Origin of the sequence: Ectothiorhodospira magna (assembly GCF_900110965.1) — a bacterium.
Lineage (GTDB): Bacteria > Pseudomonadota > Gammaproteobacteria > Ectothiorhodospirales > Ectothiorhodospiraceae > Ectothiorhodospira > Ectothiorhodospira magna.
On sequence record NZ_FOFO01000007.1, the window covers coordinates 60,663 to 78,344 of the forward strand.

The following is a 17,682-nucleotide window of genomic DNA, read 5'->3' on the forward strand; positions in this document are numbered from 1 at the left end:
GTCTGCGTGGATGCCACCGGGCATGGTCAGCGGGCGTATTTCTGCTGAATCGCCGGCACGTAGATCTCCACCGGGATGCTGGTCAGGTTCAGGCCCAGCCGGGTCTTTTGCAGATTGGTGATGCGCTGGTCGATGAAGGCCAGGGTCATGCGCCGCATGAGGAAGGTATAAGGTTGATCCTCGTGCAGAATGCGCTCCGCCTCGTGCCAGATGGCCATCCGCTCATCGTCGTCCACCGTGGCCCTGGCCCGCTCGATCACCGCATCCAGTGCCGGGTTGCGGTAATTGATGAAGTTGTCGCCACCGGACACGGTCTGGCTGGAATGGAACATCTGGTAGATGTCCGTTTCCACGCCGCTGGTCCAGCCCAGGGTAATGGCATCAAAATCCTTGCGGTTGAGCAGGTCCAGCATCACCGACCATTCGGTGGGCCGGGGACGCATCAGGATGCCGGCGCGGGCGTAGAGATCCCGCAGGAACAGCACCATGCGGCGGGTATCCTCGTTGTCCTGGAAGAACACCAGGTCGAACTCGAAGGCGCGGCCTTCCGGGTCCTGGAGGATGCCGTCGCCGTTGCGGTCCTCAAAGCCCGCCTCTCGCAACAGGGCACGGGCCCTTTCCAGATCAAAGGCATAGGGTTCAAGGGTGCGGTCATGCTGGGGGCTGCGGGGGTTGAAAGGGCTTACCGCCGGCTCGGCGTATCCCAGCATGATCTCGTCGATGATCCGCTGGACGTCCGTCAGATGGCTCATGGCCTGACGCACCCTGGGATCGGCGAACCGGGTGGGCCGGCCATCCCGTTCCTGATTCCAGCCGATGTAGGCGTAGCCGGCGGTCGGACTCATGTACTCGAAGTGATGGGTCCGCTGGCGCAGGCGGTCATCGGCCAGCAGTTGCCCGAATTCCCGTGGCCGGGCGCCGTAGACGTCCAGTTCCTGATTGCGGAACGTGGTCAGGCGGGCGCTGTCGTTCTCGATCACCCGCCACAACAGGCGGTTGAAGGGCGGGTCCACCGGCCCCCAGTACCGGGGATTGCGCTCCAGTTCCACCAGACCCTGATCCGGGGTCCAGCCCCTGGGGTCCGCCAGGCGATAGGGGCCGGATCCCATCAACAGGCCACGGGACTGGTTGAACCGCTGGGGATTGTCCAGAAAGGGCGCGTAGAAATGGCGGGGCAGGATCTGCAGGCCACCCGCCAGGGAAAGGCTGTTGAAGTAGGGATCGGAAAAGGTGAAAGCCACCTCATGGGTTCCCAGGGCCTTTACCGTCTCCAGTTTTTCCAGAAAGGCCCTGGACCTTGGGGCGGCGATGGCATCGGTCATGATGAAGTCGTAGGTGAACACCACGTCTGCGGCGGTGAGCGGCTCGCCATCGGAAAACTCGATCCCTTCTCTAAGCTGGAACGTGATGGTCAGGCCGTCGTCGCTGATGGACCAGTCCCGGGCCAGCAGACCCTGCCATTCCAGGGTATCCGGGTCACGGATCAGCAGGGACTCCAGCACATAGCTTTGTACCTCCGAGGCATAGGCGTCGGAAGAGACCAGCGGAGTCAACGTGGCCAGGCCGGTACCAAAAGCCCGGACCAGCCAGTCTCCCTGGGCATGGTCCGGTTGCTGGGTGGCAGCCCAGGCCCGGGCAAAGGCGGGGGGCACTTGCGCGTGGGCATCGGGACCGCCGTCCTGGGCGGCAATGGCCCCGGCCCTGAGCCGGGCATCCAAAGATTGCATCACCGCCCGCATGCGCCGCATGTCATCGGCCTGCTCCTGCATGGCCCGCTGCATCTCGGACAGCCGGTTCCATTGCCGGTCCACCTGGTACATGAGCATGACCACCAGCAGGGCGATCCCCAGCAGGAAGACCATCAGGATGGCATCTTTGGACGTAAAGCGCTTTTCCATGGATCGCGGATTCTTCTCAGGGTGCGTGACGGGTCCAGAGTATAGAGATTGCGGCCCGGCCCACAAGTTTCCCGGCAAAACCCGGCAAAGGCGCAGTCGTAGTATCATGACCGGCTTTAAAACCCGATCACAACATCAATCAGGAGACAACCTCATGGGCTTTATGACAGGCAAGCGCGTACTGATCGTCGGCCTCGCCAGCAACCGCTCCATCGCCTACGGTATCGCCAAGGCCATGGCCCGGGAAGGTGCCGAACTCGCCTTGAGCTACCAGAACGACCGCCTCAAAGACCGGGTGGAAAAGATGGCGGCAGAATTCAATGCCAGCATCGTACTGCCCTGCGATGTATCCAGCGACGAAGAGATCACCAGTCTGTTCGACGCCCTGGGCAAGCACTGGGACGGTCTGGACGGCCTGGTCCACTCGGTGGCCTTTGCCCCCAAGGAAGCCCTGGAAGGGGATTTTCTGGAGGGCATGTCCCGGGAAGCCTTCCGCGTGGCCCATGACATCAGCAGCTATAGCCTGTCTGCCCTGGCCAAGGCCGCACGACCCATGATGCAGGGTCGGGAAGGAGCCATTCTCACCCTGTCCTACCTGGGCGCTGTGCGCGCCATGCCCAACTACAACATGATGGGTCTGGCCAAAGCCAGCCTGGAGGCCAATGTACGCTTTCTGGCCTACACCCTGGGGCCGGAAGGCATCCGGGTCAACGGCATCTCCGCTGGCCCCATCCGCACCCTGGCCGCCGCCGGCATCGGCGATTTCCGCAAGATTCTCGACCATGTAGAGAAAAATGCACCGCTACGCCGCAACGTGACCATCGAACAGGTGGGTAATGCTGCCGCTTTCCTGTGCTCGGACCTGGCCTCCGGCATCACTGGAGAAATCACTTATGTGGACTCCGGCTACAGCACCCTGGGCCTGGGGCCGGCAGAAGTGTAATCCAGCTGACCCCGTTCGCCGGACCCTCCAGCGAACGGGGATCAGAGGTTAGAGATTGTTGCGGTGAATCTTGATCTTGGCCGCCGCCTCCATGGCATTGAGCATGGCCTCAAATTCCATCGCCCCGTGGAGTCCTTCCAGATGGGCCCTGGCCCGGGCCAGTTCCCTGGAATCAGGTTCCACATCCCTGACCTGATGCAGCTTGACCAGGGCATAGTCTCCGTTCTCCAAAGCCACCCCTTTCAGGCCCGACGCTGACAGGCCAAAAGCGGCAGTGATGACTGCCACAGGCACTTCGGCAGTCTCCCGGGTGATGGTACGCCGTTGCTCCAGACGGCCGGGCAAATCCGCCACTGCCGTTGCCAATGCCGTACCATCCTGCAAGGTTTTCAGTGCTGCCTCACCCGCCTCAAGGGCCAGACGGCCAGACTGTTCCCGCCGGATCAATGCCCGAATATCGTCTTTTACCTCCGCCAGGGGCCTGGGGGCCGCTGGCTCATGGTCCAGTACCCGCACCACGGCGGAACGGCCATCAGGCAAATCGATCAGGTCACTGTTGCGCCCTTCCTGGAGCACATCCTGACTAAAGGCGGCCTGACGCACCGCAGCAAAGCTGCCCAGTCCCGGCCCCTGGTTGCGGGTGATCCAGTCGGAACGGCGAATCTCAAGACCTGTGGCATCAGCGGCCGCCTCCAGACTGCCAGGATGTTCATAGCTTTCAGTCAGCAGACGTTCCATCAGTTCAATCTGACGGGACTCCACCTGCCGTGCCCGCAACTCATCGGCCACTTGATCGCGCACATGTTCAAAGGGTTCAGCCTGGGCCCGCTCAATATCCTTGAGCATCATCAGATGGAAGCCTTCACTGGTGCGCACCGGCTGACTCAGATCCCCCGCAGACAAGGTGAACAGCACCCCGTCCAGGGCTGGCCCCAAATCGCCTCGCTGGACATAGCCCAGATCCCCACCCCGAGCTGCGGTCAAACGATCCTCGGAGGCTTCTTCTGCCACCTGGGCAAATGGCTCGCCATCCGTCACCCTGGCCCGCAGAGCCTGGGCATGGGCGCGGGCATCCGCCACAGCATCCCCATCGGCATCCGCATCAAGCCGGACCAGGATATGGGCAGCCCGGCGGGCTTCCGGGGTGGTGAAACGATCAATCTGCTGCTGGTAATAGCGCCGCAATTCTGTCTCTGTGAGGGTGAGACGGGACTCCAGCTGCTCCAGATCCAGCAGCAGATACTCCAGACGCACCCGCTCCGGGGTACGGAAACGCTCACCGTGGGCAGCGTGATAGGCCTCGATCGCCTCATCGCTGATGGCCACGCCCGCGGCATATTCCGCCGCCGGGATGATGAAATAACTCAACTCCCGCTCCTGATCACGCAGCCGGAGATATTCATCCACTTCATGTTGGGTCACGAAGGCCGAAACCCGGATCCCGCCTTCGAACTGTTCCATCAACAGGCCCGTGGCCACGTCCTGTTCAAAGGCACCCCGACTGATACGCTGGGCTTCCAGGAGCTGGGTATATCGAACCGGATCAAAGACACCATCCCGCTGAAATACCTCAAAACCGGCCAGTTCCCGTGCCACCGCCTGGGGGCTGATCCGAAATCCCTGATCCTCTACCGCCTGTCGCAGCAGTTCCCGGCGAATCAGGGTCTGCAGGGCATTTTCCCGCAGGCGCTCATCGTCCACCAGTTCTGGTGGCAACCGGCCACCGAAGAACTGGGCCAATTGCTGCCGCTGTTGCTGCACTTCCCGCTGAAGTGTGCGGGTGGTGATTTCCACACCGTTGACTTCTGCGGCCACCAATCGGGTGCCACCGCCAAAATATTCATGGACACCCCAAAGGGCGAAGGGAATGGCGATCATGATGATGATCGCATAGGCCAGCCAGCCGCTGGCTTTATCACGAATTTTCAGGAGCATGGGAAAACACTATCCATCTGCCATTGGGACAATGGGCGACATGATACCGGATCAGCGGGGGGGACAGGCAAAAGATAGGACAATAAAAAAGGGCGCCCTGGGACACCCTTTTTAATACATACAACACATGGCGGAGCGGACGGGACTCGAACCCGCGACCCCCGGCGTGACAGGCCGGTATTCTAACCAACTGAACTACCGCTCCAGAAACTGCTGAAATATTGGTGGGTGCTGAGGGGATCGAACCCCCGACATTCGCCTTGTAAGGGCGACGCTCTACCAGCTGAGCTAAGCACCCATCTAAAGCAGGCTAGTTTACAGCATCCTTGAGGGCTTTACCAGCCTTAAAACTGGGAACATTGGAAGCGGCGATCTTGATGGTCTCGCCGGTACGGGGATTGCGGCCACTGCGGGCTTCACGCTTGCGCACCAGGAAGGTACCAAAGCCGACGATCGTCACCTGATCCCCTTTGCGGAGGCTTGCGGTAACCGCATCAATCATGGCATCCACTGCACGGGCCGCTGCTGCCTTGGGAAGATCGGCGGAATGGGCTACGGCCTCGATCAATTCGGATTTATTCATTACAGTTTTACCTTCGCTTGGGCAGATTAGGTGGACAGGATAGTGAGCGGAGTGCGCGAGCCGAGGAAAAATACAAACTGGCGCGCCTGACGACAGTGGTCGGCGCCGGGCTCGGGCAATGAAGATTCTGGGTATGGTTATGGACGTCCCGACAAGAACGCGGACTTTATACCAAGCCGATTTCGGGCCTGTCAACACGGCCCCTCGCCGACAGGGCGCCCCGGTTCGGGGGCGGGAAGATCCACCCACCCCGGCAGGGGAAAAAAATCCACATCCCCCACCGGGCACCATTGCTGGCATATGACCTTTTGGGTCGGGCATCAGTGATGGGGTACTCCCCGCCGGGTGGTATCCTTGCCTCTCTTGGAGACCACTTTTGCCTTTTCCGGTGAACAATCACCGGCCTCTGGCGATGGATGTTCCTTAAGGGCGATGGCCAGGACTTCATCAATCCAGCGTACCACCCGGATATCCAGCTTGCTTTTGATATTTTTGGGGATATCCACCAGATCCTTCTCGTTTTCCTGGGGAATGATGACGGTCTCAATCCCTCCCCGATGGGCCGCCAGCAGCTTCTCCTTGAGGCCGCCAATGGGCAGAACCTCACCTCTCAGGGTGATCTCGCCGGTCATGGCCACATCGGATCGCACCGGAATGTCCGTCAATGCCGAGACAATGGCCGTACACATACCGATACCGGCGCTGGGGCCATCCTTGGGGGTCGCCCCTTCCGGGACATGGATGTGAATATCCTTCTTTTCGTGAAAATCTTCGCTGATGCCCAAAGTGCGGCAACGACTGCGCACCACGGTCATGGCCGCCTGGATGGACTCCTGCATCACGTTGCCCAGCTTGCCAGTATGCAAACACTTGCCCTTACCGGGCACCACTGCAGATTCAATGGTCAGTAACTCGCCGCCCACCTCGGTCCAGGCCAGGCCGGTCACCTGCCCCACCTGATCATGTTCTTCTGCCAGACCATAGCGGAAACGTCGTACCCCCAGATATTTATCAAGATTCTTCGGGGTCACCTGGGTTTTGCGCTCGGTCCCCTTGAGTAGATGCTCCTTGACCACCTTACGACAAATCTTGGAAATTTCCCGCTCCAGGTTACGCACCCCCGCCTCACGGGTATAAAAACGGATCACGTCCCGGATGCTGGCCTCGGTCACCACCAGTTCACCTTCCTTGAGGCCATTGTTTTTCATCTGTTTGGGTAACAGATAGTTCTGGGCAATACTGGTCTTTTCATCCTCGGTGTAGCCCGGCAGCCGGATGACTTCCATACGATCCAGCAAAGGCCCGGGAATATTCAGGCTGTTGGCGGTGGCCACGAACATGACATCAGACAGATCAAAATCCACTTCCAGGTAGTGATCTGCAAAAGTGCTGTTCTGTTCCGGGTCCAGCACTTCCAGCAGGGCCGAGGCGGGATCACCCCGGAAATCCATGGCCATCTTGTCGATTTCATCCAGCAGGAACAGGGGATTACGCGCCGCGACCTTGGACAGGTTCTGCACGATCTTGCCGGGGAGCGCACCAATATAGGTGCGACGGTGCCCCCGGATCTCGGCCTCGTCCCGAACCCCCCCCAGGGACATGCGGGTGAACTTGCGATTGGTGGCCCGGGCAATGGAACGACCCAAAGAGGTTTTTCCCACCCCCGGTGGTCCCACCAGGCACAGGATCGGTCCTTTGAGCTTGCGGACCCGCTGCTGCACCGCCAGGTATTCCAGAATCCGTTCCTTGACCTTTTCCAGGCCGTAATGGTCCTCATCCAGTACCCGCTGGGCCTCCGCCAGGTCGTTACGCACCTTGCTGCGCTTCTTCCAGGGCATGTTGGCCAACCACTCCACGTAGTTGCGCACCACGGTGGCCTCGGCGGACATGGGAGACATCATCTTGAGCTTGTTAAGTTCGTTCTGGGCCTTTTGTCTGGCCTCTTTGGGCATACCTGCGCTGTCGATACGCCGCTGCAATTCCTCCAGTTCGTTGGGCGCATCTTCCATGTCCCCCAATTCTTTCTGGATTGCCTTCATCTGCTCATTGAGATAATACTCCCGCTGACTTTTTTCCATCTGCTGCTTCACCCGACCACGGATCCGCTTTTCAATCTGCAGGATATCAATTTCCCCTTCGATCATGGACATGAGGTGCTCTAGTCGGGCACGCACGTCGATGATTTCAAGAATTTTCTGTTTTTCCTCAATCTTCAGGGACATATGGGCGGCAATGGTGTCTGCCAGCCGGGCTGCATCGTCAATACCTGCCAAAGAGGTGAGAATTTCCGGTGGAATTTTTTTGTTCAGCTTGACGTACTGATCAAACAGATTGAGCACTGAGCGTGTCAGCACTTCCATCTCCCGCTCATCCCCTGCACCGGGCTGGGGCACCCGGGTAATCTGGGCAGTGAAATGCTCCGGGGCATCCACCAGTTCGATCACTCTGGCCCGCTCTGATCCTTCCACAAGCACCTTGATGGTACCATCAGGCAATTTGAGCAGTTGCAAAATGGAGGACAGGGTGCCTATCCGGTGAATCTCTGCTGCCGAAGGTTCATCCACTTCAGCACTCTTCTGGGCCACCAGCAGGATCTGCTTGTTTCCGGACATGGCCATGTCCAAGGCTCGAATGGACTTTTCCCGACCGACGAACAGCGGGATGACCATGTGGGGATAGACCACCACATCACGCAGGGGCAGCACCGGCACAGTGCGGATCGGGTCGTCCGTAGCTGCCTGGGGGGTTTGATCATTATCCATGGTGTTCGTCTCTCGATAAGGATTTGGTGACGGATGGGGTTGTCACCGGACACCATCCGGCGACGGTACTCCGCCATGACCTATTTGATGGGTATGTTCGCCGGGAAATCAAGACACCGGGAGACAAAAAGGCGGCAAATCGGATCAAGGGAAGAAAAAAATGCGGGAAACTGAGCGGAAAAGCCGATCAGCGCATGATGACATCGCCAGAATAACGGTCTTACCGGAGAAACCCGTCAACCTCAAAAGCATTGACGGGCTACCCCCGGTGGCCGTCAATCAATCCTCAATCCGAGGCGGCCTTTTGATAATCCGAGTTTTCGTAGATCAAGTAGGGATTGGCATCACCTTCGATCACCGCATCATCAATGACCACCTTGGACACACCCTCTACTGATGGAATCTCGTACATGGTATCCAGCAAGACCTGCTCCAGGATGGTACGCAAGCCTCGGGCGCCTGTCTTGCGTTCCATGGCCTTGCCCGCCACGGCACGCAATGCGTCCTCCCGAAACTCAATTTCCACCCCTTCCATATCAAACAGTTTGCGATACTGTTTGGTCAGGGCATTCTTGGGTTCGGTGAGGATGCGCACCAACGCCGCCTCGTCCAGTTCCTCCAGTGTAGCCACCAGGGGCAGACGACCCACAAACTCGGGAATCAGACCAAACTTGATCAAATCCTCCGGCTCTACACCAAACAGCAACTGGGTCGAGGCCTGAGCATCGTCACGGCTTCTGACTTCAGCCGAAAAACCGATACCACCCTTTTCAGTGCGGTCGCGGATGACTTTCTCCAGTCCGGCAAAGGCACCTCCCACAATGAAGAGAATATTGCGGGTATCCACCTGCAAAAACTCCTGCTGGGGATGTTTGCGCCCACCCTGGGGCGGGACTGAGGCGATGGTGCCCTCAATCAGCTTGAGCAGGGCCTGCTGTACCCCTTCACCGGATACATCCCGTGTGATGGAGGGGTTGTCCGACTTGCGGGAAATCTTGTCGATTTCGTCGATGTAGACAATGCCCGTCTGAGCTTTCTCCACATCGTAATCACATTTTTGCAGCAGCTTCTGGATGATGTTTTCCACATCCTCGCCCACATACCCCGCCTCGGTGAGGGTGGTGGCATCGGCGATGGTGAAAGGGACATTCAGCAGGCGCGCCAGGGTCTCCGCCAGCAGGGTCTTGCCGGAACCGGTGGGACCGATGAGCAGAATGTTGCTCTTGGCCAACTCCACCTCATCCTTGCCGGTGCTCGCCTCCAGGCGCTTGTAATGGTTGTAGACGGCCACGGAGAGAATTTTTTTGGCCCGCTCCTGGCCAATGACATATTCATCCAGAATCTGTTTGATCTCATGAGGACGAGGCAGCTTGCTACCTGAGGTGGCGCTTTGCTCCTGCATTTCCTCACGGATAATGTCGTTACATAGTTCCACACATTCGTCGCAGATGAACACCGACGGACCGGCAATCAGCTTGCGAACCTCGTGCTGGCTTTTGCCACAGAAGGAACAGTAAAGCAGTTTGCCGCTGTCTGAATCCTTGCCTTTCTTGTCGCTCATGAGCGGACCTACCTCAAATCATGCCATTCGGTGACACCTTGCCCCTTTTCGGGACAAGATGCAAGCCGCCGCCGGGCGCGGTTTAACCACGCTTCGGCATTATCGGGAATCAGCGCCCTGAAGCAGCGCCCGACTCTCCAGCACCTTATCGATGATGCCGTATTCCTGGGCTTCGACGGCACTGAGGAAACGATCGCGCTCGGTATCCTGCTCAATGCGTTCCACCGGCTGTCCGGTGTGTTTGGAAAGAATGCCGTTGAGCTGGTCGCGCACCTTGAGAATTTCCCTGGCGTGAATGTCGATGTCCGTCGCCTGTCCCTGGAACCCTCCCAGAGGCTGATGGATCATCACCCGGGAATGGGGCAGGCAATAGCGCTTGCCTTCAGCCCCACCAGCCAGCAGCACGGCACCCATGCTGGCCGCCTGACCGATACACAGCGTGCTCACATCGGGTTTGATGAACTGCATGGTGTCGTAGATGGCCAACCCGGCAGTGACCACGCCACCGGGAGAGTTGATATAGAGGCTGATGTCCTTGTCGGGATTTTCAGACTCCAAAAACAGCAGCTGCGCCACGATGACATTCGCCATGTAGTCCTCCACCGGACCCACAACGAAAATCACCCGCTCCTTGAGGAGTCGGGAATAGATGTCGTATGCACGTTCTCCCCTGGCGGTCTGCTCGACCACCATGGGAACCAGATTCAATGCCCGGGTATTCAGGGCACTGCCCTCTGCTGTAAACCCACGATCGCTCATCAGTGTCTCCGCGAGAAGCCCCACCCTTTCAGGGCGGGGAGGGATAGTGGCTGCAGAATGACAGCCACTGGAATCGGCATGGGCCTCTCAACCACAGGGTCGTGAGGCGCCGGCCAGGGCTCCACACCCATCGGCCCTCGCCTTTTCAGGCGGGGGCGCTGACTCAGGCCTGGGTGTCCTGGGACGGATTCATGATACGTTCAAAGCTGGTGGGCTCGTCATTGATCTGGCACTGGGCCAGCAGAAAATCCACCACTTGCTGCTCAAGCACCATGGCTTCCAGGGTGCTCATGGCCTGCTTGTTGGCGCGATAGTAGTTCATCACCTGTTCTGAATCTTCGTAACCGGCAGATATGGTTTCCAGCTCTGCGGTAATCAGACTTTGATCCACACGGATTGCATCCCGACGGATGATTTCACGAATGATCAGCCCCAGAGCCACCCGACGCTGGGCTTCCTCTTCAAACAGGTCATCACCCAGTTGCGGTACGCCCTGAGCACTGCGACCAAAACGGGATATCGCCTGCTCCCGCAGACGGTTGATTTCGTCCTTCACCACCGCCTGGGGCAGATCCAGCGGATTGCGCTCCAACAGCGCCTCCATGACCTGTTCCTTGACTTTGGCCTTGATCGCCTGCTCCAGTTCCCGGCCCATATTCTTGCGTACTTCTTCACGCAGCTTGTCCACGCCGCCTTCTTCGACACCAAAATCCTTGGCAAATTCCTCATTGATCTCAGGCAATACAGATTCCTGCACTGCCTTGATGGTCACGGCAAACTCAGCAGGACGCCCCGCCAGATGCTCGGCCGGGTAATCTTCCGGGAAGGTTACGGCGATGGTTTTCTGGTCACCGGCCTTGAGCCCTTCCAGCTGCTCTTCAAAGCCGGGAATCATGCGGCCTTCCCCCAGTTCCAGATTGGCATCCTCGGCACTACCACCCTCAAAGGGCTCGCCGTCCAGGGTGCCGGTGAAATCCATGACGACACGGTTGCCCTTGGCGGATTCCCGCTCTATATCGACCCATTGACGACGCTGCTTCTGCAGGGATTCGATGACTTTATCCACATCGGCGTCAGTGATCTCCACCTGGGGGCGGGAAATTTCCACACCACTCATGTCGGCAGGCTCTACCTGAGGAAAGACCTCGAAAGTGGCCACATACTCCAGCGCCTCGCCCGCCTCGACGGACTTGGGTTCGATATTCGGCATTCCGGCAGGCACCAGATTTTCCTGGTTGAGGGCATCCTGATAGGAAGACTGCATCAATTCCCCCAGCACCTCCTGATAGACACCATCGCCATAGCGCTGCTGGACCACCTTGAGCGGCACCTTGCCGGGGCGGAAGCCATCAATCTTCACCCGCTTCACCAGGGACTTGAGACGGCGATTCACTTCTTCCTGAATCCGCTCGGCAGGCACCTGAACCGTCATACGCCGTTCCAGGCTGCTCAAGGACTCCACTGATACTTGCATGGACTGAAAACCTCTTCGCGTCGTTCGCGTCTATTTCAGAATTCTTGGACCCGGCAAGGCCAGCCAACCAAAAGGCACCACATAACCCCTTGGCAGGTTACCGAGTGACCGGGGATGCAGCTGAACAGCCATTGCCGATGGGTGGGCATGGTGCGAAAGGAGAGACTCGAACTCTCACGGGTTGCCCCACTGGAACCTAAATCCAGCGCGTCTACCAGTTCCGCCACTTTCGCCAGACATCATTGCCACTACCGGACGTAGCGGGACATTATACAGGCACGTTCCCAGCTTCATAACCCACAATGAAAAAAGGCCCGACAATCGCCGGGCCTCCTGCGTATCCGAACACATTGGTGGGCCGTGTAGGAATCGAACCTACAACCAATGGATTAAGAGTCCACTGCTCTACCAATTGAGCTAACGGCCCAGGCACAGGCGTTTTCGTCTGAAAGTTACCCTGACGAGGCACCCTGAGAGGCTCAAACCATTATCCATAAAATATTGGGGTGGCCGACGGGACTCGAACCCGCGACAACCGGAATCACAATCCGGGACTCTACCAACTGAGCTACGGCCACCATAAAACGACATAAACCACATCAAGACCAGCCAAATGGCGCGCCCGGCAGGACTCGAACCTGCAACCCTCGGCTTAGAAGGCCGATGCTCTATCCGGTTGAGCTACAGGCGCTTGAATCGCGCCGCCTAGCGGTTCAAATATGGTCGGGGTAGAGGGATTCGAACCCCCGACATCCTGCTCCCAAAGCAGGCGCGCTACCAGACTGCGCTATACCCCGGTTCTACCGAGCATCGCGTGCAGTCAATAGGCGATGCCGAAGACGCGAATAGTACGCCGATCTGCAGGTATCGTCAATCCCTTGAGGATGATTCCTCCGAACCTTCCGGCAAGGCCCGCTGCTGACGCCGGCGGTGCCAGCGCAACAGCATCAGGGCCGGACCAGACAGGGCATAGACCACAAACCCGACCCACAGCACCTTGGGGGGATCGATGGCGGTGAGCATCACCGCCAGCACCACTGCGATGACCACGAAAAAGGGCACCCGATGACGAAAGTCCATGTCCTTGAAACTGAAATAGGTGAGACTACTCACCATGGCCGCCCCGCACAGAACGGTGACCAATAAGGCAGGCAACATGATCCCGGCGCCGGAGAACTCCAGATCGTTCCAGACCCAGACCAGCCCCATCATGACGGCGGCAGCGGCGGGACTGGGCAAACCCTGGAAAAAACGCTTGTCCGCCACCCCCAGCCTGGTATTGAAACGGGCCAGACGCAGGGCAGCAGCGGCGGTATAAAAAAAAGCGGCCACCAGCCCCAACTGGCCAAGCCCGTTGAGCACCCACAGATACATGACCACCGCCGGCGCCACCCCGAAGGAGACCATGTCCGCCAGGGAATCATACTCGGCCCCGAAGGCACTCTGGGTGTTGGTCAGTCGCGCCACTCTGCCATCCACGCCATCGAGCACCATGGCAATAAAGACCGACACCGCTGCGGCAATGAAGTCCCCGTTGATGGCCGCCATGATGGCGAAAAATCCGGCAAACAGCGCCGCAGTGGTAAACAGGTTGGGCAGAAGATAGATTCCCTTGCGCCCTTTGGGATGTTCCGGCGGCAACGCCATCACCACGAGCCTCCCGTGGGCTCTTTTTTGTGCAGCAAGGTGGCAATGACATTGACCCCCGCCAGAACCGTCTGACCGGGTTTTACGTCCACTCTGGCATTGTCGGGCAGATACAGTTCCACCGGGCGCCAGAACCCCAGAAACCCGCAGCGCCGGCCCTGCCCCAACCGCTCGCCGGCATGGGTCAGGATGCTCAGCCGATGGGGCCAGCGCCGACGGTCCGTGGCCATGACCACGTCCTCCTTTTCGTCGGTCTGCAACCAGATGGCAAAACGGCCCTCGGTCTCCGCCACTTCCTGTCCCTGGCCACCGGCCCAGTACTGCTGGAACTTGCCTTCAATCGGGCTGTGGACATTGAATTCACCAAAGCGGCGCTGCTGCAGGGTGACTTTGGTGGTTCGGCGGTCAAGAAACGGGTCATGACATTCCTGCACCTCGGTCACCACCGCATCCACCGGACTGACCACAGCCAGGGGACTGGGCGGAGTCTTGCGGGGCATGTCACGAAACATCACCACGGCTGCAATCAGCAACAGCCAGGTGGGCAATGCCCAGATACCAAAAAGAAAATGGGCCAGGGCCACCAGGACGGCGACCTGCGCCAGATAGGGACGTCCTTCCGGAGCGATGGGAAGCATGGATGTATCCCGCACGACAGGCCCGCGGGACAGGGTCGCCCCCGGACTAAATGACAGACACGACAGGGGCCGCGACTGGCGCAGCCCCCGACACAAACATCATTGATACCCCTTCACGAAGGCATCAGTTCCTGGACTTGTCCACGATCTTGTTGGCCTTGATCCAGGGCATCATGTCCCGCAGACGGGAACCCACCACTTCGATGGGATGCTCGCGGGCGATGCGACGGCTGGCCTTGAGCTTGGCATTGCCGGAAGCGCTTTCCAGAATGAATTCCCGGGCGAAATCACCGGTCTGGATTTCCCGCAGGATCTTGCGCATCTCTTCCTTGGTCTGCTCGTTGACCACGCGGGGGCCGCGGGTGATGTCGCCGTACTCCGCCGTATTGGAGATGGAGTAGCGCATGTCGGCAATGCCGCCCTCGTACATCAGGTCGACGATCAGCTTGAGTTCATGCAGACACTCAAAGTAGGCCATTTCCGGCGGATAGCCCGCTTCCACCAGGGTTTCAAAACCGGCCTGAACCAGGGCGGAGGCGCCACCGCAGAGCACCGCCTGCTCGCCGAACAGGTCGGTTTCGGTCTCGTCCTTGAAGGTGGTCTCGATCACGCCGGCGCGGCCACCGCCATTGGCGGAAGCATAGGACAGGGCGATATCACGGGCACGACCACTGGCGTCCTGGTAGACGGCGATCAGGCTGGGCACGCCGCCGCCCTGCTTGTAGGTGGAACGCACCAGATGGCCGGGACCCTTGGGCGCAACCATGATGACGTCCAGGTCGGGGCGGGGCTGAATCTGCTCGAAATGGATATTGAAGCCGTGGGCAAAGGCCAGGGCGCCACCTTCCTTGAGGTTGGGTTCCACCAGATCCCGGTAAAGGGCAGCCTGGTGCTCATCGGGGGCCAGGATCATCACCAGATCGGCATTCTTCACCGCCACTTCAATATTCTTGACATTGAGACCGGCATCTTCGGCCTTTCTGGCGGACGCCGAGCCGGGGCGCAAGCCCACGGTCACGTCAACGCCGGAGTCCTTGAGGTTGTTGGCGTGGGCGTGGCCCTGGGAGCCATAGCCGATGATGGCCACCTTCATCCCCTGGATGATGGAGAGATCGGCGTCTTTGTCGTAATAGACCTGCATGGTAGGTATCCCCGAAATACGGATAAGGAGTAAAAAGGTTCAGATGAAGAAAAATGGGATCAAAGTCTAAGCGCCACGTCGCCACGGGCAATGCCCATGACGCCGGAGCGTACCACTTCGACCACCTCGAAATCGCGCACTGCGTCGATGAAGGCATCCAGCTTGGGGCTGTCGCCGGTCAGTTCCACCACATAGGTGGTGGCGCTCACATCGATGATGTGGCCGCGAAAGATCTCGGTCATGCGCACGACCTCGGCCCGCTGTTCACCATCCTGGACCTTGAGCTTCACCATCATCATCTCCCGTTCGATGTGACGGTGTTCGGTCAGGTCCAGCAACTTGACCACGTCCACCAGCTTGTTGAGCTGCTTGGTGATCTGCTCGATCACCTCGTCGGACCCCCGGGTCACCAGGGTCAGACGGGACAGGGTCGGGTCCTCGGTGGGGGCCACGGTGAGGGACTCGATATTGTAGCCACGGGCCGAGAACAGGCCGGCCACCCGGGAGAGGGCGCCGGACTCGTTTTCCATCAGGATTGAGATTATGTGTCTCATGGTCGCATCACAGGAGGATCATTTCGTTCTGGCCCGCACCGGCCGGAACCATGGGATAGACGTTCTCGCTCTGGTCGGTGACAAAGTCCATGAACACCAGGCGATCCTTCATCTTCAGGGCTTCCTGGATGGCGCCTTCCACGTCACCCGGCTGTTCAATGCGCATGCCCACATGGCCATAGGCTTCGGCCAGTTGCACGAAATCAGGCAGCGCATCCATGTAGGACATGGCATAGCGCCCCTGATAGAAGAACTCCTGCCACTGGCGCACCATGCCCATGTAGCGGTTGTTCAGGGCCACCACCTTGATGGGCAGATGGTACTGCAGGGCGGTGGACAGCTCCTGAATGCACATCTGGATGCTGGCCTCGCCGGTGACACAGACCACGGTCTCGTCCGGATGGGCGATCTGGGTGCCGATGGCCGCCGGCAGACCAAAGCCCATGGTGCCCAGACCGCCGGAGTTGATCCAGCGATTGGGCTTGTCAAAGCCGTAGAACTGGGCCGTCCACATCTGGTGCTGACCCACGTCGGAACAGACAAAGGCATCGCCCTTGGTCAGGCGCCAGAGGGTCTCCAGCACGTGCTGGGGCTTGATCAGCTCGCTGGTCTTGTCGTACTTGAGGCAGTCCATGGCCCGCCAGTCGTCGATCTGCTTCCACCACTTGGCCAGGGCCTCCTGATCGGGCCGGGCCTCGCCGGCCTTGATCTCCTTGATCATGGCCTTGAGCACCGGGTCCACCTGTCCCACGATGGGCACGTCCACCTTCACGTTCTTGGAAATGGAGGCCGGGTCCACGTCCACATGGACGATGCGGGCATGGGGGCAGAATTTCTCGATGTTGCCGGTCACCCGGTCATCAAAGCGGGCGCCGATGGCAATGAGCACGTCGGCATGATGCATGGCCATGTTGGCCTCGTAGGTGCCATGCATGCCCAGCATGCCCAGGAACTGGCGATCGGAGGCTGGATAGCCACCCAGACCCATGAGGGTGTTGGTGATGGGGTAGTTCAGCAGACGGGTCAGTTCGGTCAGGGACTTGGCCGCATTGCCCAGGATCACGCCGCCGCCGGTATAGAGCATGGGCTGTTTTGCCGACAGGATCAGGTCCACCGCCTTGCGGATCTGCCCAGAGTGCCCCTTCACCGTGGGGTTGTAGGAGCGCATCTTGATGCTCTTGGGATAGCTGAACTGGCAACGGGCGGCGGTGATGTCCTTGGGGATGTCCACCACCACGGGACCGGGGCGGCCGGTGGTGGCCACATAAAACGCCTTTTTGATGGTAGTGGCCAGATCCTTGACATCCTTCACCAGGAAATTGTGCTTCACGCAAGGCCGGGTGATACCCACGGTATCCACTTCCTGGAAGGCATCGTTACCGATCAGACTGGTGGGCACCTGGCCGGTGAAGACCACCATGGGCACGGAATCCATATAGGCATCGGCAATGCCGGTGACGGCGTTGGTAGCGCCGGGACCGGACGTCACCAGGACCACACCGGGCTTGCCGGTGGACTTGGCGAAACCTTCGGCGGCATGTACTGCCCCCTGTTCATGTCGCACGAGGATATGGGTGACCTTGTCCTGTCGGTACAGGGCGTCGTAGATGTGAAGTACGGAGCCGCCAGGGTATCCGAATATCAGGTCAACACCTTCCTCCTGCAGACAGCGGACGAAAATCTCGGCACCGGTCAATTCCACGGTCTTGGTCTCCTGCTGCATAAGAAGCTTGCCTGCTCTGGGCTGACTTCGCGCTGGCGCCGTCCTCAAGGGCCGTGCCGGCAAC

At 59.3% G+C, this 17,682-nt stretch carries 13 protein-coding genes and 7 tRNA genes; 1 reads left to right on the plus strand and 19 read right to left on the minus strand.

The features are described 5' to 3' along the window. Positions 1–26: 26 nt before the first annotated feature. The gene (locus tag BMX62_RS04230; RefSeq protein ID WP_090204761.1) at positions 27–1,898 is read right to left on the minus strand and encodes a peptide-binding protein; all 1,872 of its coding nucleotides are present in this window, start codon (positions 1,896–1,898) and stop codon (positions 27–29) included. A gap of 154 nt (positions 1,899–2,052) precedes the next feature. On the opposite strand from BMX62_RS04230, the gene BMX62_RS04235 reads away from it, so the two are divergent. Further along, positions 2,053–2,841, plus strand: a complete 789-nt coding sequence (locus BMX62_RS04235; RefSeq protein WP_090204764.1) for an enoyl-ACP reductase FabI — start codon at positions 2,053–2,055, stop codon at positions 2,839–2,841. 48 nt (positions 2,842–2,889) lie between these two features. Here BMX62_RS04235 and BMX62_RS04240 read toward each other — a convergent pair whose 3' ends face one another. The 18 genes from BMX62_RS04240 to BMX62_RS04325 all read right to left on the minus strand — a co-directional run bounded on the left by BMX62_RS04240 (position 2,890) and on the right by BMX62_RS04325 (position 17,618). Then, on the minus strand, positions 2,890–4,776 hold the full coding sequence (locus BMX62_RS04240; protein WP_090204769.1) for a SurA N-terminal domain-containing protein: 1,887 nt from the start codon (positions 4,774–4,776) through the stop codon (positions 2,890–2,892). Positions 4,777–4,904: 128 nt separating this feature from the next. Next, positions 4,905–4,981: transfer RNA gene (locus BMX62_RS04245), tRNA-Asp, on the minus strand. Between the two features lie 17 nt (positions 4,982–4,998). Then, positions 4,999–5,074: transfer RNA gene (locus BMX62_RS04250), tRNA-Val, on the minus strand. Between the two features lie 12 nt (positions 5,075–5,086). Then, positions 5,087–5,359, minus strand: coding sequence for an HU family DNA-binding protein (locus tag BMX62_RS04255; RefSeq protein ID WP_090204772.1), 273 nt, complete (start codon positions 5,357–5,359; stop codon positions 5,087–5,089). Positions 5,360–5,679: 320 nt separating this feature from the next. Then, on the minus strand, positions 5,680–8,121 hold the full coding sequence (gene lon / locus BMX62_RS04260; protein ID WP_090204775.1) for an endopeptidase La: 2,442 nt from the start codon (positions 8,119–8,121) through the stop codon (positions 5,680–5,682). Positions 8,122–8,407: 286 nt separating this feature from the next. Then, entirely contained in the window at positions 8,408–9,682 is a 1,275-nt protein-coding gene (gene clpX / locus BMX62_RS04265; RefSeq protein WP_090204778.1) for an ATP-dependent Clp protease ATP-binding subunit ClpX, read from the minus strand. A gap of 99 nt (positions 9,683–9,781) precedes the next feature. Beyond that, positions 9,782–10,441: an ATP-dependent Clp endopeptidase proteolytic subunit ClpP gene (gene clpP, locus BMX62_RS04270; RefSeq protein WP_090204781.1), complete on the minus strand. Its 660-nt coding sequence runs from the start codon at positions 10,439–10,441 to the stop codon at positions 9,782–9,784. 163 nt (positions 10,442–10,604) lie between these two features. Continuing rightward, entirely contained in the window at positions 10,605–11,915 is a 1,311-nt protein-coding gene (tig, locus tag BMX62_RS04275) for a trigger factor (RefSeq protein ID WP_090204784.1), read from the minus strand. Between the two features lie 148 nt (positions 11,916–12,063). Further along, positions 12,064–12,148, minus strand: a tRNA-Leu gene (locus BMX62_RS04280). A 118-nt stretch (positions 12,149–12,266) separates the two neighbouring features. Then, a tRNA-Lys gene (locus tag BMX62_RS04285) sits at positions 12,267–12,342 on the minus strand. A 75-nt stretch (positions 12,343–12,417) separates the two neighbouring features. Continuing rightward, a tRNA-His gene (locus tag BMX62_RS04290) sits at positions 12,418–12,493 on the minus strand. A gap of 36 nt (positions 12,494–12,529) precedes the next feature. Continuing rightward, positions 12,530–12,606 (minus strand) — tRNA-Arg (locus BMX62_RS04295). 29 nt (positions 12,607–12,635) lie between these two features. After that, positions 12,636–12,712: transfer RNA gene (locus BMX62_RS04300), tRNA-Pro, on the minus strand. A 73-nt stretch (positions 12,713–12,785) separates the two neighbouring features. Beyond that, positions 12,786–13,562 carry a CDP-diacylglycerol--serine O-phosphatidyltransferase gene (gene pssA, locus BMX62_RS04305; protein WP_090204787.1) on the minus strand — a complete coding sequence of 259 codons (777 nt, stop codon included), beginning with the start codon at positions 13,560–13,562 and terminating at the stop codon, positions 12,786–12,788. After that, positions 13,562–14,200 carry a phosphatidylserine decarboxylase gene (locus tag BMX62_RS04310; RefSeq protein ID WP_090204790.1) on the minus strand — a complete coding sequence of 213 codons (639 nt, stop codon included), beginning with the start codon at positions 14,198–14,200 and terminating at the stop codon, positions 13,562–13,564. Before BMX62_RS04310 ends, pssA begins: the two co-directional genes overlap by 1 nt. A 124-nt stretch (positions 14,201–14,324) precedes the next feature. Continuing rightward, entirely contained in the window at positions 14,325–15,341 is a 1,017-nt protein-coding gene (gene ilvC, locus BMX62_RS04315) for a ketol-acid reductoisomerase (protein WP_090204793.1), read from the minus strand. 59 nt (positions 15,342–15,400) lie between these two features. Beyond that, positions 15,401–15,895, minus strand: coding sequence for an acetolactate synthase small subunit (ilvN, locus tag BMX62_RS04320; protein WP_090204796.1), 495 nt, complete (start codon positions 15,893–15,895; stop codon positions 15,401–15,403). A gap of 7 nt (positions 15,896–15,902) precedes the next feature. Continuing rightward, a complete protein-coding gene (locus tag BMX62_RS04325) occupies positions 15,903–17,618 on the minus strand; it encodes an acetolactate synthase 3 large subunit (protein WP_090204799.1) in 1,716 nt (571 codons plus the stop codon). Positions 17,619–17,682: the final 64 nt, after the last annotated feature.

Excerpts from the sequence above, each read along its gene's own strand:
- clpX (WP_090204778.1), bottom strand. The coding sequence starts at position 9,682 with ATGAGCGACAAGAAAGGCAAGGATTCAGACAGCGGCAAACTGCTTTAC.
- tig (WP_090204784.1), bottom strand. The coding sequence starts at position 11,915 with ATGCAAGTATCAGTGGAGTCCTTGAGCAGCCTGGAACGGCGTATGACG.
- BMX62_RS04325 (WP_090204799.1), bottom strand. The coding sequence starts at position 17,618 with ATGCAGCAGGAGACCAAGACCGTGGAATTGACCGGTGCCGAGATTTTC.
- BMX62_RS04255 (WP_090204772.1), bottom strand. The coding sequence starts at position 5,359 with ATGAATAAATCCGAATTGATCGAGGCCGTAGCCCATTCCGCCGATCTT.
- clpP (WP_090204781.1), bottom strand. The coding sequence starts at position 10,441 with ATGAGCGATCGTGGGTTTACAGCAGAGGGCAGTGCCCTGAATACCCGG.
- ilvC (WP_090204793.1), bottom strand. The coding sequence starts at position 15,341 with ATGCAGGTCTATTACGACAAAGACGCCGATCTCTCCATCATCCAGGGG.
- pssA (WP_090204787.1), bottom strand. The coding sequence starts at position 13,562 with ATGGCGTTGCCGCCGGAACATCCCAAAGGGCGCAAGGGAATCTATCTT.
- BMX62_RS04235 (WP_090204764.1), top strand. The coding sequence starts at position 2,053 with ATGGGCTTTATGACAGGCAAGCGCGTACTGATCGTCGGCCTCGCCAGC.
- BMX62_RS04310 (WP_090204790.1), bottom strand. The coding sequence starts at position 14,200 with ATGCTTCCCATCGCTCCGGAAGGACGTCCCTATCTGGCGCAGGTCGCC.
- BMX62_RS04230 (WP_090204761.1), bottom strand. The coding sequence starts at position 1,898 with ATGGAAAAGCGCTTTACGTCCAAAGATGCCATCCTGATGGTCTTCCTG.
- lon (WP_090204775.1), bottom strand. The coding sequence starts at position 8,121 with ATGGATAATGATCAAACCCCCCAGGCAGCTACGGACGACCCGATCCGC.
- ilvN (WP_090204796.1), bottom strand. The coding sequence starts at position 15,895 with ATGAGACACATAATCTCAATCCTGATGGAAAACGAGTCCGGCGCCCTC.
- BMX62_RS04240 (WP_090204769.1), bottom strand. The coding sequence starts at position 4,776 with ATGCTCCTGAAAATTCGTGATAAAGCCAGCGGCTGGCTGGCCTATGCG.